Annotated in this window: 1 protein-coding gene; it reads left to right on the forward strand. The window is 30.2% G+C overall.

Features of this window, described 5'->3' with window-relative positions; all coding sequences use genetic code 11:
- The first annotated feature begins 35 nt into the window (after positions 1-35).
- Complete coding sequence (locus EG814_RS20880) at positions 36-923, forward strand: IS3 family transposase (RefSeq protein WP_125723799.1); 888 nt, start codon at positions 36-38, stop codon at positions 921-923.
- Position 924 lies beyond the last annotated feature (1 nt).

The raw sequence follows: 924 nt of genomic DNA on the forward strand, positions 1-924 counted from the left end.
CTAAAAGAAAACGAAAGGCTTCGTTGTGAGAATGAATTGCTAAAAAAGCTGCAAGCCTTAATTCAAGCCAGGAAAAATCCCAAGCCATAATCGATTTAAGGCGTAAATTTGATTTAAATCTGCTTCTAGATTTAACAAATATGGCACGCAGCAGTTTTTATTATCATCAAAAGCAAAGCAAATCACCTGATAAATATAAAGAAACTAAAGAGTTAATTAAAGTCATTTATCAAAGACATAAAGGACGTTATGGTTACAGAAGAATAACCGATGAGCTGCAGAATAGAGGATTAATTATCAATCACAAAACAGTTCTCAGATTAATGAATCTATTAGGTTTAAAAAGTATTATCAGAGTAAAAAAGTACAAATCTTATAAAGGTGAAAATGGCAAAATAGCTCCCAATATACTAGAGAGAAACTTTAAGGCAGAAGCTCCGAATCAAAAATGGGCAACCGATATTACAGAATTTAACGTAGCGGGAAATAAATTATACCTATCGCCAATAATTGACTTGTTTAACGGGGAAATAGTAAGCTATGAACTCACAGAGAGACCAGTTTTCAATCAAGTGGTTATGATGTTGAAAAAAGCATTTAGAAAAATACCAAACAATACTAATTTAACGCTTCATTCTGACCAAGGCTGGCAATACCAAATGAGTCATTACCAATACTTATTAAAACAAAAAGGCATTGTACAAAGCATGTCAAGAAAAGGAAACTGCTTAGATAATGCAATTATTGAAAACTTCTTCGGAATACTAAAATCTGAAATGTTTTACACTCAAAAATTCAAATCAATACAACAATTAAAAAAAGAAATTAATAAATATATAATCTATTACAATAACGAAAGAATTAAATCAAATCTAAACAAAATGAGCCCGATAAAATATCGAGCTCATTATTATCAAACTTAAT

The sequence above is a fragment of the Flavobacterium ustbae genome (assembly GCF_003946915.1).
GTDB classification, from domain to species: domain Bacteria; phylum Bacteroidota; class Bacteroidia; order Flavobacteriales; family Flavobacteriaceae; genus Flavobacterium; species Flavobacterium ustbae.